The 17100-nt window shown below is 74.2% G+C and carries 14 protein-coding genes and 1 pseudogene; 10 read left to right on the top strand and 5 right to left on the bottom strand.

The window, feature by feature from the left end; genetic code table 11:
* The 4 genes and pseudogenes from ACFVXH_RS35520 to ACFVXH_RS35535 all read left to right on the top strand — a co-directional run.
* Positions 1 to 3510 (top strand): annotated as a pseudogene (locus tag ACFVXH_RS35520) (hypothetical protein); the annotation flags it as partial.
* Positions 3511 to 3673: 163 nt separating this feature from the next.
* On the top strand, positions 3674 to 4225 hold the full coding sequence (locus ACFVXH_RS35525; RefSeq protein ID WP_387830160.1) for a YciI family protein: 552 nt from the start codon (positions 3674 to 3676) through the stop codon (positions 4223 to 4225).
* Between the two features lie 120 nt (positions 4226 to 4345).
* Positions 4346 to 5326 carry a GlxA family transcriptional regulator gene (locus ACFVXH_RS35530; RefSeq protein WP_387830162.1) on the top strand — a complete coding sequence of 327 codons (981 nt, stop codon included), beginning with the start codon at positions 4346 to 4348 and terminating at the stop codon, positions 5324 to 5326.
* Positions 5327 to 5471: 145 nt separating this feature from the next.
* A complete protein-coding gene (locus tag ACFVXH_RS35535; protein ID WP_387830165.1) occupies positions 5472 to 6875 on the top strand; it encodes a DJ-1/PfpI family protein in 1404 nt (467 codons plus the stop codon).
* Positions 6876 to 6927: 52 nt separating this feature from the next.
* On the opposite strand, the gene ACFVXH_RS35540 is transcribed toward ACFVXH_RS35535, so the two are convergent.
* Positions 6928 to 7359 carry a hypothetical protein gene (locus tag ACFVXH_RS35540; RefSeq protein ID WP_049656746.1) on the bottom strand — a complete coding sequence of 144 codons (432 nt, stop codon included), beginning with the start codon at positions 7357 to 7359 and terminating at the stop codon, positions 6928 to 6930.
* Positions 7360 to 7656: 297 nt separating this feature from the next.
* Between ACFVXH_RS35540 and ACFVXH_RS35545 the strand changes: the two genes are divergently transcribed.
* From ACFVXH_RS35545 to ACFVXH_RS35555, 3 genes are read left to right on the top strand one after another with little or no spacing between them, the layout of a single operon-like run.
* On the top strand, positions 7657 to 8331 hold the full coding sequence (locus tag ACFVXH_RS35545; RefSeq protein ID WP_049656759.1) for a HEAT repeat domain-containing protein: 675 nt from the start codon (positions 7657 to 7659) through the stop codon (positions 8329 to 8331).
* A gap of 3 nt (positions 8332 to 8334) precedes the next feature.
* Positions 8335 to 9375, top strand: a complete 1041-nt coding sequence (locus tag ACFVXH_RS35550; protein WP_387830169.1) for a HEAT repeat domain-containing protein — start codon at positions 8335 to 8337, stop codon at positions 9373 to 9375.
* A gap of 39 nt (positions 9376 to 9414) precedes the next feature.
* A complete protein-coding gene (locus ACFVXH_RS35555) occupies positions 9415 to 10656 on the top strand; it encodes an MFS transporter (RefSeq protein WP_387830172.1) in 1242 nt (413 codons plus the stop codon).
* Positions 10657 to 10711: 55 nt separating this feature from the next.
* Here ACFVXH_RS35555 and ACFVXH_RS35560 read toward each other — a convergent pair whose 3' ends face one another.
* Both ACFVXH_RS35560 and ACFVXH_RS35565 read right to left on the bottom strand, forming a co-directional pair.
* Complete coding sequence (locus tag ACFVXH_RS35560) at positions 10712 to 11554, bottom strand: hypothetical protein (protein ID WP_387830175.1); 843 nt, start codon at positions 11552 to 11554, stop codon at positions 10712 to 10714.
* 146 nt (positions 11555 to 11700) lie between these two features.
* Entirely contained in the window at positions 11701 to 12243 is a 543-nt protein-coding gene (locus tag ACFVXH_RS35565) for a hypothetical protein (RefSeq protein WP_380743608.1), read from the bottom strand.
* A gap of 178 nt (positions 12244 to 12421) precedes the next feature.
* Between ACFVXH_RS35565 and ACFVXH_RS35570 the strand changes: the two genes are divergently transcribed.
* Positions 12422 to 14464, top strand: coding sequence for a BTAD domain-containing putative transcriptional regulator (locus ACFVXH_RS35570; protein WP_387830178.1), 2043 nt, complete (start codon positions 12422 to 12424; stop codon positions 14462 to 14464).
* Positions 14465 to 14545: 81 nt separating this feature from the next.
* Here the strand turns inward: ACFVXH_RS35570 and ACFVXH_RS35575 are convergent, their stop codons facing one another.
* Positions 14546 to 15043, bottom strand: coding sequence for a hypothetical protein (locus ACFVXH_RS35575; RefSeq protein ID WP_387830180.1), 498 nt, complete (start codon positions 15041 to 15043; stop codon positions 14546 to 14548).
* A 161-nt stretch (positions 15044 to 15204) separates the two neighbouring features.
* Entirely contained in the window at positions 15205 to 16191 is a 987-nt protein-coding gene (locus ACFVXH_RS35580; RefSeq protein WP_117486809.1) for a LuxR C-terminal-related transcriptional regulator, read from the bottom strand.
* A 288-nt stretch (positions 16192 to 16479) separates the two neighbouring features.
* Between ACFVXH_RS35580 and ACFVXH_RS35585 the strand changes: the two genes are divergently transcribed.
* Both ACFVXH_RS35585 and ACFVXH_RS35590 read left to right on the top strand, forming a co-directional pair.
* Positions 16480 to 16683, top strand: a complete 204-nt coding sequence (locus ACFVXH_RS35585; protein WP_375875452.1) for a hypothetical protein — start codon at positions 16480 to 16482, stop codon at positions 16681 to 16683.
* A gap of 6 nt (positions 16684 to 16689) precedes the next feature.
* On the top strand, positions 16690 to 16953 hold the full coding sequence (locus ACFVXH_RS35590) for a hypothetical protein (RefSeq protein WP_074005920.1): 264 nt from the start codon (positions 16690 to 16692) through the stop codon (positions 16951 to 16953).
* The last annotated feature ends 147 nt before the right edge of the window (positions 16954 to 17100 follow it).

A 17100-nucleotide genomic window follows, 5' to 3' on the forward strand; every position in this document is an offset into this window, starting at 1 on the left:
GGCACCGCCTACTGGCGGATCACCGGCACCAACAACGGCACCGTCAACATCACCGGCATCACCCTCACCGACACCGTCACGCCGGCCTGCGTCACAGCTGCTGGCACGTTCGACCTGGCGGCAGGCGCGTCCCATCAGGTGTTCTGCAACCTGACAGACGTCACGCAGTCAACGACGAACACGGTCACGGCGTCCTTCCCCGGCCCTGGTGGCACCCCGATCACCACACCGCCCTCCGAGGCGAGCGTCGACGTTCCGTCCCTGGTCATCAACAAGGAGGTCTGCACCTCCGCCAACGCCGCCGACTGCGGTGACGGCGGCGCGGGACCGTGGGCGAAGACCACCACCGTCGCCCCGAACGGCACCGCCTACTGGCGGATCACCGTCACCAACAACGGCCCCGTCAACATCACCGGCATCACCCTCACCGACACCGTCACGCCGGCCTGCGTCACAGCTGCTGGCACGTTCGACCTGGCGGCAGGCGCGTCCCATCAGGTGTTCTGCAACCTGACAGACGTCACGCAGTCAACGACGAACACGGTCACGGCGTCCTTCCCCGGCCCTGGTGGCACCCCGATCACCACACCGCCCTCCGAGGCGAGCGTCGACGTTCCGTCCCTGGTCATCAACAAGGAGGTCTGCACCTCCGCCAACGCCGCCGACTGCGGTGACGGCGGCGCGGGACCGTGGGCCAAGACCACCACCGTCGCCCCGAACGGCACCGCCTACTGGCGGATCACCGTCACCAACAACGGCCCCGTCAACATCACCGGCATCACCCTCACCGACACCGTGACGCCAGCCTGCGTGACGGCCGCCGGCTCCTTCGACCTCGCCGCAGGCGCGTCGAAGCAGGTCTTCTGCAACCTGACAGACATCACCAAGCTGACGACCAACACCGTCACCGCCTCCTTCCCCGGCCCCGGCGGAACACCCATCACCACACCGCCCTCCGAAGCCAGTGCCGACGTCCCGTCGCTGACGATCAACAAGGAGGTCTGCACCAGCACCAACCCGGCCGACTGCGGTGACGGCGGACCCGGCCCCTGGGCGAAGACCACCACCCTGGCGCCGAATGGGACGGCGTACTGGCGGATCACCGTCACCAACAACGGCACGGTGAACCTGACCGGCATCACCCTCACCGACTCCGTCACACCCTCGTGCGTCACGGCCGCCGGCACCTTCGACCTCGCCGCAGGCGCGTCGAAGCAGGTCTTCTGCAACCTGACAGACATCACCAAGCTGACGACCAACACGGTGACGGCCTCCTTCCCAGGACCCGGCGGAACACCCATCACCACACCGCCCTCCGAAGCGAGCGTCGACGTTCCGTCGCTGACGATCAACAAGGAGGTCTGCACCTCCGCGAACGTCGCTGACTGCGGTGAGGGCGGCGCGGGACCGTGGGCCAAGACGACCACTGTCGCGCCGAACGGCACCGCCTACTGGCGGATCACCGTCACCAACAACGGCACGGTCAACCTGACCGGCATCACCCTCACCGACACGGTCACGCCCTCGTGCGTCACAGCTGCTGGCACCTTCGACCTGACGGCGGGCACGTCCCATCAGGTGTTCTGCAACCTGACGAGCGTCTCCCAGTCGACGACGAACACGGTGACGGCGTCCTTCCCCGGCCCCGGCGGCACACCCATCACCACACCGCCCTCCGAGGCGAGCGTTGACGTCCCGTCCCTGGCCATCAACAAGGAGGTCTGCACCAGCACCAACCCGGCCGACTGCGGTGACGGCGGCTCCGGCCCCTGGGCCAAGACCACCACCGTCACCCCGAACGGCACCGCCTACTGGCGCATCACGGTGACCAACAACGGCCCCGTCAACATCACCGGCATCACCCTCGCCGACTCCGTGACGCCAGCTTGTGTCACGGCTGCCGGATCGTTCGACCTCGCGGCAGGTGCGTCCAAGCAGGTGTTCTGCAACCTGCCGGGCGTCACCAAGTTGACGACGAACACGGTGACGGCCTCCTTCCCGGGCCCCGGCGGCACCCCGATCACCACGCCCCCGTCCGAGGCCAGTGCCGACGTTCCGTCCCTGGCCATCAACAAGGAGGTCTGCACCTCGACCAACCCGGCCGACTGTGGTGACGGCGGACCCGGCCCCTGGGCGAAGACCACCACCGTCGCGCCAAACGGCACCGCCTACTGGCGGATCACCGTCACCAACAACGGCACGGTGAACCTGACCGGCATCACGCTGAACGACTCCGTGACGCCGGCCTGCGTGACGGCTGCGGGGACATTCGATCTGGCGGCAGGTGCGTCCAAGCAGGTCTTCTGCAACCTGCCAGACGTCACCAAGTTGACGACCAACACCGTCACCGCCTCCTTCCCCGGCCCCGGCGGCACCCCAATCACCACGCCCCCGTCCGAGGCCAGTGCCGACGTCCCGTCCCTGGCCATCAACAAGGAGGTCTGCACCTCCGCCAACGCCGCCGACTGCGGCGAGGGCGGCCCCGGCCCCTGGGCCAAGACCACCACCGTCGCCCCGAACGGCACCGCCTACTGGCGGATCACCGTCACCAACAACGGCACGGTCAACCTGACCGGCATCACGCTGAACGACTCCGTGACGCCAGCCTGCGTGACAACTGCGGGGACATTCGACCTCGCGGCAGGCGCGTCCAAGCAGGTGTTCTGCAACCTGCCAGGCGTCACCCAGCCGACGACGAACACGGTGACGGCCTCCTTCCCCGGCCCCGGCGGCACCCCGATCACCACACCGCCCTCCGAGGCCCGCGTGGACGTGAGCAGCACCAACGTTCCGTCGCTGAGCGTCGACAAGGAGGTCTGCCAGTCGGACAAGTCCGGCGACTGCGGTGAGGGCGGCGCCGGGCCGTGGGGCAAGGAGGTGACGCTGCACAAGGGTGGGGCGTCCGAGGAGCCGTGTGCGCCGGACAAGTGCCAGGCGTTCTGGCAGATCACGGTGACCAACACCGGCACGGTGGACCTGACCGGGATCACGCTGAACGACCGCCAGGAGATGTCCTGCACAGTGGCGGCCGGGACGTTCGATCTGGCAGCGGGGCAGACGAAGAAGTTCTACTGCTCCAGCCTGATCAGCGAGGACACCGTCAACACGGTCACGGCCTCCTACGTGCCGCCGAACTCGCCGCCCGGGACCGAGCCGGTGACCACTGCGCCGTCCTCCGCGCTCGCCCGGTGCACGCCGCCGTGCGAGAAGGAGGAGTGCCACGAGCACAAGCCCGGCCATGAGAACGGCAACGGCAACGGGAACAGCAGTGGCCACGGGAACGGCAACGGCCAGGGGCCGGAGCACGGCAGCACCGGTCCCGGCGAGCACCCGCAGGGTGGACACCCGCAGGGCGGGCACCAGCAGCACCACGAGGGTGGGCCGCTGCCGGACACCGGCTCGTCGGTCCGGCCCTACGCCGCGACCGGTGCGGCGCTGGCCGGTCTCGGTTCGGTGCTGGCCCTCCTGGTCCGGGCGCGCAGGCGCCGGGCGGGCGGGGTGAGCGAGTGAGCCCGACAAGGCCGGACCGGTCCTGACGGGCCGAGGGCGGTGGCCCGGGAGGAAGTCCTCCCGGGCCACCGCCCTTGTGCGGCCGTCACGGAGGCATCCGGTCGGAACCCGCCGTCGACGCGGGCCCTGGACCTGGCCGCCTCCTTCAGGGGACCCTACGGGCATGGAGTTCTTCTGCTACCACCGCGACCGGCCCGGCTCCGGGACGTTGCGCCGCGAACTGCTGGAACAGCACTGGTCCTACATGGACGAGTACGCGGAGGAGTTGATCGCCCGGGGCCCGACCCTCACCGAGGACCGCGACGCCCCCACCGGCAGCGTGCACATCATCGACCTGCCCGATGCCGCCGCTGCCCGGGCGTTCGCCTTCGCCGAGCCGGGTTACCAGGCGGGCGTCTACCGGGACGTGCTGCTGCGGCGGTGGAGCAACACGCTGGGGCGCACCATGTGGGACTTCCCCGGCGGCCGGACCGGCGGCAACCGGTACCTGGTGCTCGGCCTCGGCTCGGGGCCGGCCGTCGACCTCGCCGTGCCGGCCGACCGGGACGGGCTGATCGCCTACGGTCCGCTGCTGTCCGACGACGGCACCGCCTGGCTGGGCACGGCCGCGTTGCTCCGGGCGCCGGACCGGGATGCGGCGGGCGCCGTCCTGACCCGGGAGCGGTACGCCGACATCGAGGTGCACGACTGGCAGTTCGGCGGGCGGCCGTCCTGACCGGCCGCTGCTGAGGCCGGTGCGCCGGGCCTGCGTCCGCCGCGTCCAGTGCCAGATCCGTCCGCCGTCCGCCCCCGGGAGACCTCGTGCGGGCGGTTCCTCGCGGCCTACCGTGGCGGGGTGAGCGAGGAGACGGACGGGTGTACCGGGCGGGTGCTGGTCCTGGTGCTGCCCGAGGTGAATCTGCTGGACCTCGGCGGTCCTGTGCAGGTGTTCGACGCCGCGGCGCAGCTCGGCGGCGGTTACCGGCTGGAGTACGTCGCCGAGGCGGACACTCTGCGGTCCGCCCAGGGCCTGCGGCTGGCGGGTCTGGCGCCGCTGGCCGCGAGCCGGGCGGCAGCCGGTGACCTGGTGCTCGTGCCGGGCCCCCGGCTGACCGGATCCGACCGGCTGGTGGCGCCCGCCGTCGTGCGCTGGGTGCGTGAGGCCTACGACGCGGGTGCCCGGGTGGCGTCCGTGTGCAGCGGTGCGGTCGTCCTGGGGGAGGCGGGGCTGCTGGACGGCAGGGCGTGCACGACCCACTGGTCGCTCACCTCGGCGATGCGCGACCGGTATCCGCGGGCCCGGGTGCGTGAGGCCGCGCTCTACGTGCACGACGGGCGGATCAGCACCAGTGCGGGCATCTCGTCGGGGATCGATCTCGCGTTGTCCCTGGTCGAGCGGGAGCGCGGCCCGGAGCTGGCCGGGCGGGTCGCGCGTGAGCTGGTGCTGTACCTGCGACGGGACGGGGACGCGGCACAGATCAGTCCGTTCCTGCGGCACCGCGACCACGTCCAGCCCGCGGTGCACCGGGTGCAGGACCATCTGGCGCAGCATCTGGACGCCGCCTTCACCCTGCGTGAACTCGCCGGCATCGCCGGGCTGTCCCCTCGCGGTCTGACGCGGGCCTTCACCGCGGCCGCCGGCCTCACCCCGTTCGCCTACCAGCGGCAACTGCGGCTGGAGCGGGCCCGCGCCCTGCTGTCCGGTACCGACCTGACGGTGGAGGCGGTCGCGCTCCGGTGCGGGTTCCGTGACGCCCGGCAGCTGCGCCGGGTGGTCGCCGACGCCTTCGGGGCCCCGCCCTCGCTGCTGCGCGCACCACTGCGGCCGACCGCCTGACGGGCCCGGCCTCCTCGGCGAAGAGCCGCTTCTGCGACCGGTTTCCCCCGACCTCCTCCGATTTCCCCCTTTCCCGTTTCTATTAGGGCCGACGGCACCGTGCTGCCGGAACGTGCCCGGATTGTCGAGGTATGTCTTGTTCACGATGAGTTCCGGGCCCCGCAGGGGGCACCGGGCGCTGCGCCGTACCGGCCGGGTGCTGCTGGGCACGGGTCTGGCGGCCGCATCCTTCGCGGGGATCGCCTTCGCGGGGGTGAGCGCGTCGATGGCGGACAGCTTCGCCGCCGCGCCCCGCGGATCCGGTGCCCGGGAGTGGCCGACCGCCCGGCCGGTGCCGGAGGGCAGGATCACCGTGGCGGTCGCGGTCAGCAACGAGGGGTCCGTGGCCACCGACGTCCTCGCGCCCTACCAGGTGTTCGCCGAGTCGCCGACGATGTTCGTCTACACGGTGGCCGCCGAACGCCGTGTCTCCCCGCTGTCCGGCGGTGCCCATCTGCTGCCCGACCACACCCTGGCCGAGGTGGCGGGCGGCACTCTGCCGGAACCCGACGTGGTGGTCGTGCCCGCCGTGACCGACCCCGCCGGCGCGGGCGAGGAGCGCCTGCGCGAGTGGATCGTCGAACGCCACCGCAAGGGCGCCCGAATCCTCGGGGTGTGCGCGGGCTCCGAGCTGCTGGCCGCCTCCGGGCTGCTCGACGGCCGCGAGGCCACGTCGTTCTGGTCCAACATCGGCTCCCTGGAGCGCGGTTACCCGAAGGTCGACTGGCAGCGCGGGCGGCGCTACGTCGAGGACGGGCGGGTGACCACCACCGCGGGCGTCACCTCCGGCACCGTGGGCGCGCTGCGGCTGGTCGGGGAACTGGCCGGCGAGGCGGAGTCGACCCGTATCGGCACCGGCCTGGCCTACCCCGGCTGGACTCCGGACGGGCCGACCGCGATACCGGCCAACCACCTCGCCCTCGGCGACCTCCCGTACGCCCTCAACGCCGCGTTCCCGTGGCTGCGCCCCACCACGGCCATCGGCCTGGTCGACGGCGTCGAGGAGATCGACGCGGCCGCCGCCTTCGAGGGGTACGGCGGAGTCTCCTTCGCCACCCGGACGCTGGTAATCGGCGCCGGCGACACCGTCACCACCCGCCACGGCCTGGTCCTCGTCACCCGGCCCGCGACGGGAGGCGCCCACGGGGCGGACCGCTTCGTGGTACCCGGTGTCAGGGACGCCTCCGGCCTCGACGGTGCGCTGGGCGACTGGGCCCTGCGCAACGGGCTCGCCGCCGAACTGCCCGGCGGAGGGCGGCGGTCCGGGGAGTTCGGCTTCGATCCGGTCCTGCGGGACCTCGCCGAGCACGGCGACCGCCGGACGGCACTGACCACCGCGAAGTTCTCCGAGTACCCCTCGGCCCATCTGGAGCTCACCGGCGCGTCCTGGCCCTGGCGGTCCACTCTGCTGGCCGCGGCGGCGGTCACCGTGAGCGTGGGGGTGGGGCTGGCACCGACGGCGGTCCGGCACACGGTTCGACGGCGGCGCCGCACCGCACCGGGCCGCTGAGGGGGACCCGCCGGGGCCGGGGCGGCCCGTGGAGCGGCGGCCGTGCCGTCCGTCAGATCGGATCCGTCTTGATCGTTCCGACGCACAGGGCCCAGATGACGAGGGCGTCGATCGCGATCAGGACGATGGCCCACAGGGGGTAGTAGGGCAGCCAGAGGAAGTTGGCGATCATCCCCAGCCCTGCCACGACCAGACCGACGATGCGGGCCCAGGCGGCGCCGCTGAAGACCGCCACACCCGCCACGACGACGAAGACGCCGAGGATGAGGTGGATCCATCCCCAGCCCTCGGTGTTCATCGCGTACACGTAGCTGCGGGTGACGACGAGCAGGCTGTCGTGGGTGATGGCGGCGCTGCCCTGGAAGATCGCCATGAGGCCGGCGGTGATCAGCATGACCCCGGCGAAGATGGTCCACCCTGACGCGTAGGGGTACTGCTCGCGGCCCCGGGCGGTGGGGCCGACTCCGGACGTACTGCTGGCCATGACACGGTCTCCTTCGATCGCGGTCGCCTCGCGGACGGGGGACGGGGACGGGGACGGAGGGACGAGCAGCCGGGTGGAGGGGCTCCGGACGACGCGGAGCGGGGCACCCGCACCGGCAGAGCCCCACATTCACCGTAAGACCGGACCCTCCATCCCGCCGTCGGACGACCGGCCCGCCCGACCGCTGCCCCGGCCGCCGCCCCGCCCTCGCCCGGGCCGTCGCGGGCACCACACACGGAATCCGCTTGACCTTGACACCGTGACAAGCCCTTCACTGAGGCCCAGGAGGTGGTCCTGATGACCAGGCCGGAAGAGGACAGGGACACGATGCGGGCGGCGCTCCGCGGGCTGGAGCACGACGACCCGTCGGTGCGCCTGCGGGCGGCGCTGGCCGTCGGCACGAACCCGGACGCGGGGTTCGTCCGCCCGCTCGTCGGGCGGTGCGCGGTCGAGCCCGAGTTCTCCGTGCGCGAGATGCTCACCTGGGCGCTCACCCGGCACGAGGCGGCGGTGACCGTGCCGCTGCTGCTCGGCGAGGTCCGCGCGGAGCGGGCGCAGGCCCGGAGCCAGGCCCTGCACACGCTGTCCAAGATCGGGGACCGGCGGGCGTGGCCGGCGATCACGCCGGCGCTGCTGGCCGACGCCGACGAGGAGGTGGCCCGCAGCGCCTGGCGGGCCGCGGTCGTGCTCGTACCCGAGGACGGGGTGCCCGCGCTGGCCGTAGTGTTGGCGGCTCAGCTCGGGCGCGGCGGACGTGAGACGCGGCTGAGCCTCAGCCGGGCGCTGGTCGCGCTCGGGGAGGCGGTGCTGCCGACGCTGGGCGCCGCGACGACGGACCCCGACCCCGGGGTGCGCGCGCACGCGCTCGCCACCGAACGGCTGTGGCACGACCCGGACGCCGGGTTCGAGCTCGCCGTCGAGGAGGCGAAGCGCACGGCGGTCTTCGGCGAGGGCCGCCAGGAGGGACGGTAGGCAGTGTTGATCGGCGACGTCGCCCGGCGGTCGGGGGTCAGCGCCCGCATGCTCAGGCACTACGAGTCGCTCGGGCTGGTGCGTCCGACAGGGCGCACCGGCTCCGGTTACCGCCGGTACGCGGACGAGGACATCCGGCGGATCTTCCACATCGAGAGCCTGCGGTCGCTGGGCCTCTCGCTGCGCGACGTCGGTCGGGCCCTGGACGATCCCGGCTTCGCGCCCGCGGAGCTCGTCGAGGACCTCATCCTCCGGACCCGTGAGCGCATCGCGGCGGAGACGGAGCTGCTCACCCGGCTGCGGCGGATCGACGCCGCGGAACCCGCCGGGTGGGAGGAGGTCCTCCGGGTCGTCGCGCTGCTCCAGGCCCTGGAGTCGAAGAGCCCGGGGGCGCGGCAGCGCGCCGCCCTGTCCGCGGGCGAGGACGCGGCGGTGCCGGTGGAGGCGCTGGTCGAGGCCGTGCTGGGCGAGTCGGACCCGATCGTCGCCGGGGCGCTCCGGTGGGCGCTGGCGCAGTCGGGCGGGGACGGGACGGCCCTGCTCGCGGAGGGGCTGGACTCGCCCGCGGCCGAGGTGCGCGAACGGGCCGTCCGGTGCCTCGCCGAGTTGCCGGACGGGACGGCGACCGCGCTGCTGCGGGACGCCCTCGGGCACCCCGACGCCGTGGTCCGCAGGTGCGCGGCCCTGGCGCTCGGGGCCCGCGGCGTGGCCGACGCGGTCCCGACGCTCATCGACATGATCGTCGGGGCGACGAACGACGCCGACGCGGCGGACGCGCTGGGCGCGCTGGCGAACGGCTCCGCTTCGGTGGGCAGTCCGGCACCGGTGAACGGGCCCGCACTGGCGGACCGGATCGCCGCCGGGCTGGTCGACCGCCTCGCCCAGGAGGACATCGGCCCGGACGCGCGCCGGCGGCTGACCCAGGCGCTCGCGGACGTCCCGGGCGGTACGGCGTCCCGCGCCCTCGAAGCGCTCGCGCGCGACGAGGACCGTGCGGTCGCGCTGACCGCGACGTACATTCTCAAGCTGCGCGACACGCGGTAGCCGCGCGGCGGTCGGGGGCGGGTTCGAGGTGGGGGTGGCATGACAGGGGCCGGGCGGTTCCGTCGGCAGCGGCGGTTGTTCCTCTCGGTGGCGATCGACACGTTCGGCTCCGGCGTCTTCCTGCCGCTGTCGCTGCTGTTCTTCGTCACCGTCCGGCACTTCCCGGCGGCCGCCGCGGGCACCGCCGTGACGGTCGGGTCGCTCGCGTCCTTCGCCGTCGTGCCGCTCTGCGGACGGGCCGTCCAGGCGGTGGGGCCCAAGTCCTGCCTGGTCGTCAGCAACGTCCTGACCGCGCTCGGGTACGGGCTGTTCTTCGCGGCCGGGAACCTGGTCACCGTGGCGGCCGCCACCTTCCTCGTGACGGCCTCCGACCGCCTCTACGGCGCCGCCTGGCCCACGCTGGTCGCGCGGTTCGCGAAGCCGGAGGAGCTCACCGAGTGGTTCTCCGCGGTCACCGTGCTCAAGACGACCTCCCTGGGCGTCGGCACCCTGGGGGCGACCGCCCTGATGGCGCTCGCCGGCGGGCACGGCCTGGAGGTCGCGCGCGCCCTGAACAGCGCGAGCTCCCTCCTCGCGGCCGCCCTCCTGCTGGGGGTGACCGTGCCGGCCGCCGAGCGGCCCGGGCTCCAGGCGGCGAGGTCGAACACCCGGGCGGCGCTCGGCGACCGGCCGTTCCTGTCCCTGGTCGCGTCCCAGACGCTGCTCTCGGCGGCCTGGCTGATCCCGACCGTCGCCTTCCCCCTCTACCTGGTGGAGGGCCTCCACCAGGCCGCCTACTGGCCGACCGTCGTGGTCGCCGTGCGCTACGCCACCGCCACCACCCTGCAGATGCGGATCAGCCGGCTGCTGTCCGGCTGGAGCCGCTCGCGGGTCCTGGGCCTGTCGATCGGCGCGGCGGCCGGCGCCATCGCCCTCACCGCGACGGTCTCCACCGCCCCGCACGCCCTCCAGGGCCCGCTCGCCGTCCTCGTGGCGGTGGTGCTGGCGCTGGCCGAACTGGCCTCGAAGCCCACCGCGGCCGCGACGGCGGTCGCCATGGCGCCCAAGGGCGACGAGGGACCGTACATGTCCCTGTTCCAGCTGACCTGGACGGTGTCCTACGCGGTCGGTCCGGCGGTCATCGGCCTGGGCCTGCAGAACCCCCCGCTGCTCTGGAGCGCGCTGGCCCTCTGCGTGGCGGCCAGCGCCCTGGCCCACCGCCTCCGCACGCCCTGGCGGTCCCGGCCGCGACCGCATGGGCCCTCAGTCCGTGGGCTGCGGGAGGAGGCCGAGGCCCCGTAGCCGACGCCCCGAGCGCCCCGAACGCCCCGAACGCCCCGGACGCGCGGGCCGGGCGTCAGTGGCGTACCGGCGGCTGCTCGGCGGCGCCGTAGGCGCGCAGCTGGTACGGGAGCGCGGACGGGCGGCACCACTGGAGGTCGAGGCCGCAGGCGCCGAGGACGGCGCCGAAGGCGTGCCGCATCGCGTCCTGGACGGCGGTACGGGCCCGTGCGGCCCGCTCGGCCGCGGGGCTGTCGCCGTCGGCGGCCGCGGACAGGCGGCGGGAGGGGTTCCAGCGGAGGTCGGCGACGCCGGTGGTGTCGTCGCCGTCGTCGACGGGCCGGCACGGGGCGAGGGTGATGCCGGGCGCGTGCAGGTGGTCGGCGACCGGCAGTCCGGCCAGTGCGGCGGTGCGGCGCACCGCGTCGACGACGTGCGCGCCGATGCCGAGGTCCTGCGGGCGGGACCCGGCCGGAGCGGCGGCGTCCCGGCCGGCGTCCTGTCCGGTGGCCGGGGCGGGGCCGCTGGTACGGCCGACCCTGGTCTCCCCGTCGAGCCGACCGGCCTCGACCTCGATGCCGAAGGCCGGCAGGAACTCCGCCAGGGCGTTCTGCATGCTGCTGGTGACGACCCGGCCGGCGGCGGAGGCCGGCTGCTGGAACTCCTCCATGGCCGCTGCGGCGGCCAGCCGGGGGCCGGGCTCCCAGTGCAGGGCGATCAGGCCGGCGCAGTCGTCGGAGTCGTCGAACGGCCGGGCCGGGCGCAGCTGGACGCCGGGGCCGTGTCCGCCGTACCCGACGGGCAGGCCGGCCAGGAGGAGCGCCTCGGTGACGCGGTCGGCGAGCAGCGGGTCGATCCGGGGCCCGCCCCGGGAGGTGCGTTCCGCAGCCGTGTCCTGCCGTGCGGCAGCCGTGTTCACGCCGTCCTCCTCCGGGTCCCGGGCGGCGGCCGACCGCCTGCGCCCCGAGCGTACGGCGTACCCGGACGGACCGTCGGCGAATCCCGGAACCCGGCCACCGCGGCGCGCCCGCCGGGAGGGCGGGCGCACCGGCGGTGTGCGTCCGGTCAGTTCCAGGGGTTGGCCGGCTGGTCGTTGATGGCCGTCCAGAAACGGGTGTTGCTGGGGATGTTGCCGTAGGCCCAGAAGGTCCAGCCGCCGGTCTGCGACAGGTCGGTGCCGTAGTGGCCGTCGTGGAACTCGGCCTCGCGCCAGCCGGCGCCGAAACCGGCCTGGCAGACGCTGTCGGCCGCGGCCCGGCTGTTCAGGCGGGAGCCCTTGACCGGCTGGCTGAGGGCGACGGTGCCCTGCGCCCAGCCGTTGTAGAAGCCGAGGCTGATCCCGGACGGGGCCGGGCTGCCGTCGACGTTGAGGCAGAGCACGGGCAGCGAGACGGACGGCGCGGTGTCACCGTTGTAGGCGTTGCTCGGGCTGCCGCCGGGGCCGCCGACCTGGACGGTGCCGTCGGGGCCGTTGGAGACGACGGACCAGGTCATCCCGAGGTGGGTGGCCGGCCCGGTGGTGGCGGAGGCCGGGGCGGCGGTGAGCGGGATCAGGGCGGCGGCGGCGACGGCGGTCGCGGTGGCGACGGCCTTCTTCAGACGGTTCATCGACTGCTCCTGGGTTCGGGGTCCTCACTGGGCGACCGGCTCGTTTCGGCCGGTGCACAAGAAACTTCTCAACCGAACGCACACAACTGGCATGATCTGATCATCAGTTCGTCACGACTCGCGCCCGTCCTCCACGGCGGCCGGTCCGGTCCGGCCCCACGGGCCCCAGGGAGGGACGTTGGAGTTCAGGATCCTCGGCTCGCTGGAGGTGTGGACCGGCGACGGCCGACGCATCCCCTCCGAAGGCTCCCGGCAGGAGCGGCTGCTCGCCGCCCTGCTGCTCAACGCGGACTCCTCCGTACCGGTCGCCCGCCTGGTGGACACCGTCTGGGACGAACGGCCGCCGGCCACCGCCACCCGCCAGGTCCGCAACCTCGCCGGGGTACTGCGGCGCCGCTTCGCCGAGGCCGACCCGGAAGCGCCGCCCGTCCTGCTCACCGACGGCCGCGGCTACCGCATCACGCTCACCGGCCACCGCCTGGACGCCCGCGACTTCACCGACCGGCTCGCCCTCGCCCGCGCCGAGGCCGCCGCCGGGCGGGCCCCGGAGGCCGTCGACGGGCTCCGCTCCGCACTCGCCCTGTGGCGCGGACCGGCCCTCGACGGACTCGCCGTGGACGCGGACGCCCCGGGCGCCGTCGCCCTGGACGAACTGCGGCTGACCGCCTGGGAGGAGTGCCTCGACCTGGAACTCGCACTCGGCCGGCACCGAACGGCCGTCCCCGAACTCACCGCGCTGGTCGCCGACCACCCGCTGCGGGAACGGTTCACCGGACAGCTGATGCGCGCCCTGCACGGCTCCGGACGCACCCCCGAAGGGCTCGCCGCCTACCGCCGGTTCGCGGAACGGCTGGCCGACGAGCTCGGGCTCGACCCCGGGCCCGAGCTGCGGGCGCTGCACCTGGAGCTGCTGGCCACCGAACCGGTGCCCGCCGCCCCGGCCCGGGTCGAGGAACCACCCGCGCCGGCGCCACCCGCGCAGGCGCAGGCGCCGCCCGCCCAACTCCCGCCCGCCCTGGCCACCTTCGTCGGACGCGACGCCGAACTGCGGGCCCTGGACGCGCTGCTCACCGACCCGGCGGACCAGGAGGCCGGGCCGGCCGCCGCCGCGTGCGCGGTCTGCGCCATCTCCGGACCGGCCGGGGTCGGCAAGACCACCCTCGCCGTCGACTGGGCCCACCGGGTCCGCGACCGCTTCCCGGACGGCCAGCTCTACGCCGACCTGCACGGCTACTCCGTCGACGCGCCGCTCGCCCCGCGCACCGTCCTGGCCCGCTTCCTGCGCGCCCTCGGCGTGCCCGGCGACCGGATCCCCGCGGCAGCGGACGAGGCGGCCGCGCTCTACCGCTCCCGACTGGCCGACCGGCGGCTGCTCGTGATCCTCGACAACGCCCGCGACGCCGAGCAGGTCCGCCCGCTGCTGCCCGGCGCCCCGGGCTGCCGCACGGTGGTCACCAGCCGCACCCGGCTCGACGGACTGACCGTCCGCAACGGCGCCCGGCCGCTGGTGCTCGACGTCCTGCCCGCCCACCAGGCCCTCGAACTGCTGGCCCGCATGGTCGGCGAGCACCGCACCCGCGCCGAGCCGCGCGCCGCCGCCGAACTCGCCGACGCCTGCGGCCGACTGCCCCTCGCCCTGGCCGTCACCGCCAGCCGCCTGGCCGCCAGCCCGGACCGCAGCCTCACCGACCACGCCGCCGAACTCCTCGACACGGAGCACCGGTTGAGCGCCCTCCAGATCGAGGGCGACGACACCTCGGCGGTCCGCGCCGCCTTCGACCTCTCCTACCGCTCACTGCCCGGCGAGGCCCGCGACCTGCTCCGGCTGCTCGCCCTCGTCCCGGCCGTCGGCATCGGCGCCGACGCGGCCGCCGCCCTGGCCGGCGCCCCGCCCGCCGCCGTCCGGCCCGTCCTCGACCGGCTGGCCGCCGCCCACCTGCTCACCCCCGAGGACCGCGACCACTACCGGCTCAACGACCTCCTGCGCCTCTACGCCGCCGAACGCTGCTCCGTGGAGACCAGCGCCGCCGAACGCCGCGCCGCCCTGGTCCGCCTCGGCTCCTGGTACCTCCACCGCGGCCACTCCCCCGCCTTCCTCCCCACCCACCCCGCCGCCGACCACCCGGCCCGCCTGTACGGCCTCCACCTCGACGAATGGGTCGAGGTGGACCGCCTGGCCGCCGCGGCCGCCGCAGCAGCCGACCCCCCGAGGACCGCCTGACCGACACCGCACCCCCGCACGGCAAGGCCGTACGGGGGCACAGGGGTCCGGCGGGGGACGCGCAGGCGAGCGCGCCCGAGCTCAGTAAGTCGGGCAGATGTGCTTGCGCACGGCCGCCAGGATCAGGGCGGCCTTGTCGGGTCCGAACCCTTCCGGGTGCTTCGCCGAAGTGAAGCGCTTGTTCGCCAGGTCGACCAGCTTCGGCTGGTCGTTGGGCCACTCGGCGACCGACGTGCACTGGTCGCGACCCCGGGACACCACTCGGTCCGGCTTGTCGCTGACGATCTCCGGGTCGATCGCCATCAGCGCGGCGACGTACGCCGTGGTGGTCGCGGCATCCGGCTTCGGCGGCGGCCCGCTGGGCTTCGCCGCGCCGGCCGCGGCCGGGGTCGTCCCGGCCGGGGCGGGAGGCTGCGTGGCCGCCGGTGCCGGTGCCGCGGGTGCCGAACTCGGTTGAGCGGCGGTGTTCGAGGCCGGCTGGCCGGCCTTCGGGCCGCCACCGGTCGAACCGGAACAGGCCGTCAGACCGGCGGCGAGCAGGGCTGCCGCCAGTCCGACGGCAGCAGTGCGGGTACGCATGGCCCCTCCTGGGACTAGGTCGTTCGTGCTGGGCGACCCTAGCGACCAGAGTGGTCCGGTGGTGACGGTGTGCCGGTTCCGTGATCATTTCGGGACCTCGGCCCAGGTTCGCAGTTCGGCGTCGCCGAACTCGGGGTCCGTCGGCCGCCCCCGCCGGGCGGCTAGAGCCAGCCGCGGCGGGCGGTCTTGAGGCCGGCTTCGAAGCGGCTGGCCGCGTCGAGGCGTTCCATCAGGACGGCCATCTGGCGGCGGACGGTGCGTACCGAGACGCCGAGGCGTTTGGCCGCCGCGTCGTCCGTGAGGCCGGTGGACAGCAGGCGCAGGAGTTCGCGCTCGCCGGTGGTCAGGGTCAGCGGCGGCGCGCCGTCGGGGTCGTCGGTGATCGGGACGGCGGTCTCCCAGGTCTGTTCGAACAGGGCGACCAGGGAGGCGACGATGCCCGGCTCCCGGGTGCACAGGGCGCCGGCCCGGGTGTTCTCCGGGTCGATCGGCAGCACGGCGGTGCTGCGGTCGAAGACCAGCATCCGGGGTGGCAGCACCGGTGCGGTGCGCACCTCGCCGCCGAGGCCGGACATCCAGCGGGCGTAGTCGAGGGTCTCCGGGGCGTCGTGGATGCTCTCCTGGTAGATGGTGCGCAGGCTGACGCCGCGTCGCAGGGCGTCCTCGTCGAGCGGACGGGAGGCGGCCAGGCTGGCCGCGGACTGGGCGCCGCCGGGCATCACCGCCAGGACCTCGGTGGTCAGCCGGGCGGTCAGCACCTCCAGCTTGTCCTGGATGGCGTCGAGGCCGAGCAGCCGTTCGTGGTCGCCCACCGGGGTGTCGGTCCGCACCTTGGCGTACTCCCCCAGGGCCCGCGCGACGGCGGCCTTGGAGGCGGCCAACTCCTGCTGTCGACGTGCGAGTTCCTCCTCCTGGCGGCGCAGCAGGATCTCCAGTCCGCGCTCCGGGCTGACCGGCCGCAGGGTGCCGGGCCGCTCGCGGGAGGTCCGTAGCAGGGTGAGGTCGGCGAGCCGGTCGAGGGCCGCGCGCACGGCGGCCTCGGGGAGGCCGAGCCGGTCGCAGAGTTCCGCGACCCCGCCTTCCGGGTCGGCGAGCATTCCTCGGTAGACGGCTTCCGCGGTGGCGTCCAACCCCAGCAGTTCCAGCACTTCTCGACCCCTGATCCCCGTGGACGATTCCGTATGCCCGGTCGGCCCGGGCCGATCTTTCCCCCGGCCGGAGCCCCTCGCAAGGGCATGATCCGGTCAACGGCCCCCGCCGCTGCCGCCCTTCGCGGTTGTGCAGCATGCTGCCTGTCCTGTTCCTGCCCGCCGAATTCCCTTCCCGTGGCGGCCCGCGGAACGGGAGGATTCGCCGTGCGCGCATTCCCCGAATTCCCGGACACCCAGAACTGCGTTATCCCCCAACGAAGTTCCCGCACAGAACAGGAATCCGCCGTGGCCGTCCGTCCACTCGCCGCCGTCCTCCTGACCCTCGCCCTCGCCGGCTCCGCCGCGCCGGCCTTCGCCGCCGGTGCGACCGCCACCGACGCCCCGTCCGCCACCCAGGGCCCGGGTGGCGGGATCGGCTGGGACAACCCCTCCGCCCGGTCGATCGGCTGGGACGCCCCGCCCGCCGACGACGCCGTCACGCAGGCCTGACCTGCGGTGTTCGCAGTCCAGCTGACCGTGCCGGCCGGTGCCGCCGCCCCCTCGGGAGAGGCGGCGGCCGCGGAGGCCCAGGCCGCGCTGTGGGCGTGTGCCGCTCCAGACGACGGCCTGGAGCACGTGCGCGCCCGCGCCGTGCCCGAGGGCGTCGGCCTGGTGCTCTACGTCCGCGCCGCCGACGAGGCGGCGGCCCGGTCGAGGGCGCGGAACCTGCTGGCCAGGGCCCTGCCGGCGGCCGTCCGGCTCCCGTCCGGCCGCCGCTGAAGAACGCGCCGGGACGCGCTGGAACGCACCGAACCCCGCTGCGGCCCGCGCCGTACCCGAGGGCGTCGGCCACCCGCCGTCGCACCCGGGGGCTTTCCGGCCTTCCAGGCAGCTTTCGACCGGTTCCTCCCGCCCGGGAGATTGGCC

The sequence above is a fragment of the Kitasatospora sp. NPDC058184 genome (genome assembly GCF_042883725.1).
Lineage (GTDB): Bacteria > Actinomycetota > Actinomycetes > Streptomycetales > Streptomycetaceae > Kitasatospora.

Excerpts from the sequence above, each read along its gene's own strand:
- ACFVXH_RS35525 (WP_387830160.1), top strand. The coding sequence starts at position 3,674 with ATGGAGTTCTTCTGCTACCACCGCGACCGGCCCGGCTCCGGGACGTTG.
- ACFVXH_RS35535 (WP_387830165.1), top strand. The coding sequence starts at position 5,472 with ATGAGTTCCGGGCCCCGCAGGGGGCACCGGGCGCTGCGCCGTACCGGC.
- ACFVXH_RS35540 (WP_049656746.1), bottom strand. The coding sequence starts at position 7,359 with ATGGCCAGCAGTACGTCCGGAGTCGGCCCCACCGCCCGGGGCCGCGAG.
- ACFVXH_RS35545 (WP_049656759.1), top strand. The coding sequence starts at position 7,657 with ATGACCAGGCCGGAAGAGGACAGGGACACGATGCGGGCGGCGCTCCGC.
- ACFVXH_RS35555 (WP_387830172.1), top strand. The coding sequence starts at position 9,415 with ATGACAGGGGCCGGGCGGTTCCGTCGGCAGCGGCGGTTGTTCCTCTCG.
- ACFVXH_RS35565 (WP_380743608.1), bottom strand. The coding sequence starts at position 12,243 with ATGAACCGTCTGAAGAAGGCCGTCGCCACCGCGACCGCCGTCGCCGCC.
- ACFVXH_RS35575 (WP_387830180.1), bottom strand. The coding sequence starts at position 15,043 with ATGCGTACCCGCACTGCTGCCGTCGGACTGGCGGCAGCCCTGCTCGCC.